Source organism: Veillonella parvula, from assembly GCF_945949885.1.
In the GTDB taxonomy this organism is placed as follows: Bacteria; Bacillota; Negativicutes; order Veillonellales; family Veillonellaceae; genus Veillonella; species Veillonella parvula_B.
Genome location: NZ_CAMFFZ010000015.1, coordinates 43177 through 49898 on the forward strand (window position 1 = coordinate 43177; position 6722 = coordinate 49898).

Here is a 6722-nt window from a genome sequence, read left to right on the forward strand (position 1 = left end):
ATTTCTAGTAATTTTGCTTAAAATAAGCTATCTTGTTTTATAGTTTCCTTTACAATCCAGCTCTTCTCTGTACTTTCTTTGATAATTTCTCTTTTTGAAAGTTTTCCAATAAGTAAGCTAGAGTTTGGATCATGATGTAAACAATTATATCGAACTGCCGCTTGATTAGTATTGGCATAACAATATCGACAAAAATGACTACAGCTATCATAAGCCCCAATATCACCATGTAAATAACAATTACATTCTGGGCGTGCTGGCGTACGTTTTGGTGCTTTTAATTTTATATTCCAGGCCCTTTCATAACAATCTAAAGTAAGGCATCCCTCCGTATCAGCACCAATTTCTTTAAAAATATGCCCTTCTCCACAGGTTTTGAGAGTCATATGATGAGAACGAGCTATGGATAGAAATTCTTTAATGATCTTATTTTGAACATCTAAACTCGGTCTGTACCCTTCTGGGAAATTCTGAGCCACCTTATCAAATATATCTAAAAAGCTAACAACAACTGTATCTGTATAATCTTTAAGGGACTTGGCCATTATATAAAAGCTTTCAAAATGAAAATCTACTGTATACTCATTGGTTAAAATGATAGGATCATAGCGCCATACCATAGATTGTGGAGTAAGCAGTTTGGATATGTGTTTAAATCCCTCTATAACAGAAGCATAAGGTGGTACATAGGGCTCAATATCAGTTCCATAAGGCGTTATTGTCATATGCCAGTATTGTCTGTAGTCAACAATTTCATTTAGTAGTGGAATAAATGGTAAAGGATTCTTAGTACAAAATGCAATGCCATCTACTACCTCTTGATTAATAGGATACCGAGTCACCTGTAGCGGATTATATGGATTACGAACATCTACAAACCCTTCACGGACACGATTGATTAGCCATTGGCCATAAAAAGCAGGAATATCTGTACGTTGTCCAGTCTGTAATATCATAGCCCTGCCCTTTCCTTAAAATAAAACATAGAAGTATTATATCATACCTCATAGTTAGTATTTATGGAATTAATGTGATTTTTGCTGTATAGTTCGTTATTATTTTATGATACTATAAATACTATAGAATATGAGGAGAAGTAAAATATGAACGATATTTTTGAACGCAATCACCCTATGAAGGATGATAAAGAATTTATTACATCCTATTGGACAGATCGGGCTAAAGATTTTGGTGCTTTACGCGCTAAAGAATTGGAAAGTCCAAAACTAAAATTATGGATAGACGAATTAACAAGTCATATATTTGATTCTGATAGATCTTTACATATATTAGATATTGGTTGTGGAGCTGGATTTTTCAGCATCATCTTATCTCAACTAGGTCATACAGTGCATGGCATCGATATTACGCCCAATATGATAGATGAAGCGAATCAACTAGCACAGTCGCTAGATTGTGATGCAACTTTCTCCGTAATGGATGCAGAAAATCTTAGCTTTGCTACTAATACCTTTGATATCGTTGTAGCTCGTAATGTGACGTGGAACTTACCTCATCCAGATAAAGCCTATGCCGAATGGTTACGTGTTATTCGCTCAGGTGGTTTAATTCTCAATTATGATGCGGAACATGCTCGTAATCACCATGACTTACCACAATCCGTTCATCATGCTCACGAATATGTTAGTAAGGAATTAAAAGAACGATGTCATACCATTTATCATATGCTCGAGATTTCTTCTTATACACGACCAGAATGGGATAAAGAATTACTTACTAAACTGGGTGCTAGCTCTATTACCATTGATCTAACTGTAGGTTCTCGTATTTATAATGAAGAAGACGAGTTTTATATTCCTGTCCCCATGTTCTTGGTGAAAGCAATTAAATAAATCTACATAGTATATAACACAAAACCCACTCTATGATTATCATGAGTGGGTTTTGTGTTTAGATTAACTGCTAATTACTAAAATATACTTGAGCTTTATCAATCTCTGCCCGTAGTTTTTCTTCATCAATTGTAAGCAGTTCTTTGTCTTTCATAAGAACTTTACCACCTACGATTGTAGTATTTACATCGGAGCTATTAGCAGAGTATACAAGAGCTGCTAAATCATTGTAACGAGGCATCCAGTGCATACCAGATACATCATATAGCACGATATCTGCACGATAGCCTTTATCTAATACACCAAGATCTGTATATCCCAATGCTTTTGCACCTTCTACAGTGCCCATGTTCCATGCGACTTGAGCAGGAATAGCCTTTGGATCATAAAGACGTGCTTTATGTAATGTTGCTGCAAGACGTACTTCTTCAAGCATATCCGCATTATTATTAGAAGCGGAGCCATCTGTACCAAGACCAACCGTAATACCTTTGGCAATCATTTCAGGTACTGGTGCAATACCGCTAGCTAATTTTAAATTAGATTGTGGGTTATGCGCTACGGCTACATTATTTCCAGCCATAATAGCCATATCTTCATCTGTTACATGAACGCAGTGTGCGGCTAAGGTAGTATTCCAGAATAAACTTAAATCATGCATATGCGCAATTGGTGTCTTACCAGTAGCTTTCATAACATTCTCCACTTCTCCTTTTGTTTCGGACAAGTGCATATGAATACCACAATTTAATTCATGAGATAAGGCAATCACCTTTTCCATATAATCATCAGGGCAAGTATATGGTGCATGTGGTCCAAGCAATACTTTGATGCGGTCATTATCAAAGCCGTTCCAAGTGCGGAATAAGTCAGCATTTTCAACTAATGCTTGATCTGCTGTTGGGGATACACCGGCTAAGCCACGTGACAATACAGAGCGAATACCTGTTTCTTTTACCACCTCAGCAGTAGTATTCATAAAGAAATACATGTCGCTAAATGTAGTGGTACCAGTGCGCAACATTTCAGCAATACCGAGTTGTGTGCCGTACCGTACATAATCGTCATTTAATTTTGCTTCTGTTGGCCAAATAGCCGTTTCAAGCCATTCCATAAGCTCAAGATCATCTGCATAGTTTCTAAATAGACCCATCGCAATATGAGTATGTGTATTTACAAGACCTGGCGTAGCCAATTGACCTTTACCGTCTAGTACTTCCTTAGCAGAGTCTTTTACCTTTTCAGCTTCAATATCGTTTAAAATAGCTGTAATATAACCATTATTAATTTCAATGGCATGATTTTTAAGAACCCCCTCATCGGTGAGGACGTCTACATGAGTAATCAATAAATCAGACATAGTCTTCCCTCATAGGTATAACCGAGCCATGATAGCTCGGTTATATTTGTTTAATTTGAAAGCTAGTATAGTTTAGATACAAAATGTATTACAGAAACCATTATATTTCAATATGTATTAGTTTACTTTTGTAAGGTAGTCGATTTGCTCTTGTGTTAAAGAGTCTAAATCATAACCCATGGAATTCAATTTAAGTTTAGCAATTTCCACATCTAATTCATGCGGTAATACATATACTTTCGACTCCATTTCTTTGCCGTTTTTTAAGATATGCTCTGCAGCAAGAGCTTGCATAGCAAAGGACAAGTCCATGATTTCTGCAGGATGACCATCACCAGCTGCAAGGTTTACCAAGCGACCTTCAGCCAATACATAGAGTTTACGGCCATCAGCCATGGTATAACCTTCGATATTTTGACGAACGCGCTCGTGGCTTACAGCAAGGTCAGCTAATTCAGCTACGTTTACTTCGCAGTCGAAGTGACCTGCATTACACATGATTGCTTTATCTTTCATCACTTTGTAATGTTCTTTTACGATAACATCTTTACAACCTGTTACAGTACAGAAGATATCGCCCACTTTAGCAGCTTCAATCATAGGTAACACTTTGAAGCCATCAAATACAGCCTCAACTGCTTTAATTGGATCTACTTCAGTTACATATACGTGTGCACCAAGGCCTTTAGCGCGCATAGCAACGCCTTTACCGCACCAGCCGTAACCAGCAACGACAACGTTTTTACCTGTTACAGTCAAGTTTGTAGTACGCATGATACCATCCCAAACGGATTGACCAGTACCATAGCGATTATCAAAAAGATATTTACAGTAAGAGTCGTTTACTGCAATCATAGGGAATGTTAATTGTTTAGCATTCTCTAATGCATATAAACGATGTACGCCTGTCGTAGTTTCTTCACTACCACCGATAAGACGTTCTTTAGCGTCTTGACGTGTAGTATGTAACAAGTTTACTAGGTCACCACCATCATCGATGATGATATGTGGTTTGTGATCTAATGCTTTATGAAGGAAATCAAAATATTCTTCATCAGTACAATCGTACCAAGCATATACAGTAATGCCCATATCTACAAGGCCAGCGGCAACATCGTCTTGTGTAGACAATGGATTAGAGCCAGTTACGATAACATCAGCACCACCGCGTTTAAGAACAGTTGCAAGATATGCTGTTTTTGCTTCCAAGTGAACACTAACAACAATAGTTTGGCCTTTAAAAGTTTGTTCAGCTTCAAAACGATCGCCTAATGTATTTAAGGTAGGCATAAAGTTAGAAACCCAATCAATTTTTTTACGGCCTTCTGCTGCTAAGTTAATATCTCGAATTAAGGATTGCATAATAACTCCTTTTAATAATATGAGTAGATATAATAAAATAAACCTTTAATAGTTAATCCACTTGGATTTATTGATTCTACACCATTCAGATAATAAATTATTTAGATTCTACAATCTGGCGTAGCTTACCTATAGACTCTTCGTAATTTGGCTTTAAAACACCTTCTTCAGTAACGATTGCAGTCACTAGCTCATGAGGTGTTACATCGAAAGCAGGATTTAGTACACCGATACCATTAGGTGCTGTTTGAACACCGTGTAAAGATGTCACTTCATAATCATCGCGCATCTCTATAGGAATATCAGTACCATTTTCCAAGGTAAAATCAAATGTGCTATAGGGTGCAGCTACATAGAATGGAATATTATGGAATTTAGCGAGCACAGCCACACCATAGGTACCGATTTTGTTCGCTACATCACCCTTAGTAGTGATGCGGTCTGCACCAACAATAACAGCATCTATGAGACCTTGTTGCATAGCATAGGCTGCCATATTATCTGTTTCAAGAGTAATAGGAATACCATCCTCGTGAAGTTCAAAGGCTGTAAGTCGAGCACCTTGTAATAATGGACGTGTTTCATCAGCATACACGCGTTCCAATTGTCCATTTTCATGTAATTTACGAACAACACCAAGTGCTGTTCCTAGACCACCTGTAGCTAGTGCACCAGCATTACAATGAGTTAAGATGCGAATATTCTTTTTACCTTCAAATAATGTAGCCCCTGCTTCGGCCATACGTCTATTCAAAGACACATCTTCTTCGTGAATGATAATAGCCTCTTTTGTAATGAGGTCTACTACTTCACTCATTGAGGACATACTGTCAACATTAGTTTTCACAAGAGAAATGACACGATCTACAGCCCAAGCTAAGTTGATTGCTGTAGGGCGAGTTTCTTTTAAGGTCTCACTAAACTCATATAAGCTTGTAAGTTGTTCACTAAATGGCGCCTCTAAACGTCCTGCTTCCATAGCAGCTAAAATGAGACCATAACTAGCAGCTACGCCAATAGCAGGTGCACCACGAACGCGAAGCATTTTAATAGCCTCGGCCACTTGGCGCCAATCAGTACAGTGTACATAGGAAATCTCTGTTGGTAATTTAGTTTGATCTAATAGTACTAGCGTATCTTTACGCCATTCAATATTAATCATAGCGTCTCCTTCGATGAACTATTGTTTTCTAGGATGAATGGATTATAATTTAAAACCACCATATTCATGCATGCGATTGTGAGCATCATATCGAGCATCTACATCGATTGCATCAATAGCACCTAAGATAAGAGATTTAAGTTGAGCCGCCATGTCAGCCATCATTTCTACTACTTCACCATGAGTCAAAGCAGCTTCGGAAATGCCTGCCGCATAGTTTGTAATCATAGAAATCGTAGAATAAGCCATTTCAGCTTCGTTAGCAAGGCTTACTTCTGGAACATTTGTCATACCTACTGTATCCCCACCGAGCATGTGGAACATTTTAATTTCCGCAGGAGTTTCAAAACGAGGACCTTCCGTACATACATAAGTACCACCGTTATGAATAGTAAGGCCTTGTTCCGTTCCCACCTTTTGAAGAATATCACGCAACTCAGGGCAGTAAGGATTTGTTACATCAAGATGTGCCACTGGACGGTCCCCACCTTCATAAAACGTAGTGATGCGGTTCTTTGTGAAATCTAAGAATTGGTCAGTCAACACAAAATGACCTGGCTTAAAGTTCTCATTTAAAGAACCTACTGCTGTCGTGGAGATAATAAATGTAACGCCTAGTTTTTTGAGGCCCCAAATATTAGCACGATAGTTAATTTTGTGTGGAGGAATTGTATGATCTTTGCCGTGACGAGCTACAAAGATTACAGTTTTCCCATGGTATGTACCTTGTACATAATCTATTTCACCATATGGTGTCACTAAGGATTCTTCATGAATATTTTCAAAGATGGACGGATCATAAACACCAGTACCACCAATTACGCCAATTGCACTCATTGTGACCTCCTATTATTAATAACTCTTATCTTTTATTTTCTCATAGAATAGAAAAACAGGCTATAGGAAAAACCTAGTAGCCTGTATTTTTTCTCTAGAGTAGTCAAACATTTGTGACACAGCCTATGCAGCATGAGATAAGAAATAC

At 37.8% G+C, this 6722-nt stretch carries 6 protein-coding genes; 1 reads left to right on the forward strand and 5 read right to left on the reverse strand.

Annotation, left to right across the window (positions count from 1 at the left end):
- Positions 1-17: 17 nt before the first annotated feature.
- A complete protein-coding gene (locus Q7O55_RS06060) occupies positions 18-956 on the reverse strand; it encodes a DUF1848 domain-containing protein (RefSeq protein ID WP_303929203.1) in 939 nt (312 codons plus the stop codon).
- 147 nt (positions 957-1103) lie between these two features.
- Between Q7O55_RS06060 and Q7O55_RS06065 the strand changes: the two genes are divergently transcribed.
- Positions 1104-1853: a class I SAM-dependent methyltransferase gene (locus tag Q7O55_RS06065; RefSeq protein WP_303929205.1), complete on the forward strand. Its 750-nt coding sequence runs from the start codon at positions 1104-1106 to the stop codon at positions 1851-1853.
- Positions 1854-1923: 70 nt separating this feature from the next.
- On the opposite strand, the gene Q7O55_RS06070 is transcribed toward Q7O55_RS06065, so the two are convergent.
- From Q7O55_RS06070 to mtnP, 4 genes are all read right to left on the reverse strand, one after another.
- On the reverse strand, positions 1924-3213 hold the full coding sequence (locus Q7O55_RS06070) for an amidohydrolase (protein WP_303929207.1): 1290 nt from the start codon (positions 3211-3213) through the stop codon (positions 1924-1926).
- A gap of 117 nt (positions 3214-3330) precedes the next feature.
- Positions 3331-4575, reverse strand: a complete 1245-nt coding sequence (locus tag Q7O55_RS06075; protein ID WP_303929208.1) for an adenosylhomocysteinase — start codon at positions 4573-4575, stop codon at positions 3331-3333.
- Between the two features lie 97 nt (positions 4576-4672).
- A complete protein-coding gene (gene mtnA, locus Q7O55_RS06080) occupies positions 4673-5737 on the reverse strand; it encodes an S-methyl-5-thioribose-1-phosphate isomerase (protein WP_303929210.1) in 1065 nt (354 codons plus the stop codon).
- A gap of 42 nt (positions 5738-5779) precedes the next feature.
- Positions 5780-6574, reverse strand: a complete 795-nt coding sequence (mtnP, locus tag Q7O55_RS06085) for an S-methyl-5'-thioadenosine phosphorylase (RefSeq protein ID WP_303929212.1) — start codon at positions 6572-6574, stop codon at positions 5780-5782.
- Positions 6575-6722: the final 148 nt, after the last annotated feature.

Coding starts and splice junctions, on each gene's coding strand:
- Q7O55_RS06070 (WP_303929207.1), bottom strand. CDS start 3,213: ATGTCTGATTTATTGATTACTCATGTAGACGTCCTCACCGATGAGGGG.
- Q7O55_RS06060 (WP_303929203.1), bottom strand. CDS start 956: ATGATATTACAGACTGGACAACGTACAGATATTCCTGCTTTTTATGGC.
- mtnA (WP_303929210.1), bottom strand. CDS start 5,737: ATGATTAATATTGAATGGCGTAAAGATACGCTAGTACTATTAGATCAA.
- Q7O55_RS06075 (WP_303929208.1), bottom strand. CDS start 4,575: ATGCAATCCTTAATTCGAGATATTAACTTAGCAGCAGAAGGCCGTAAA.
- Q7O55_RS06065 (WP_303929205.1), top strand. CDS start 1,104: ATGAACGATATTTTTGAACGCAATCACCCTATGAAGGATGATAAAGAA.
- mtnP (WP_303929212.1), bottom strand. CDS start 6,574: ATGAGTGCAATTGGCGTAATTGGTGGTACTGGTGTTTATGATCCGTCC.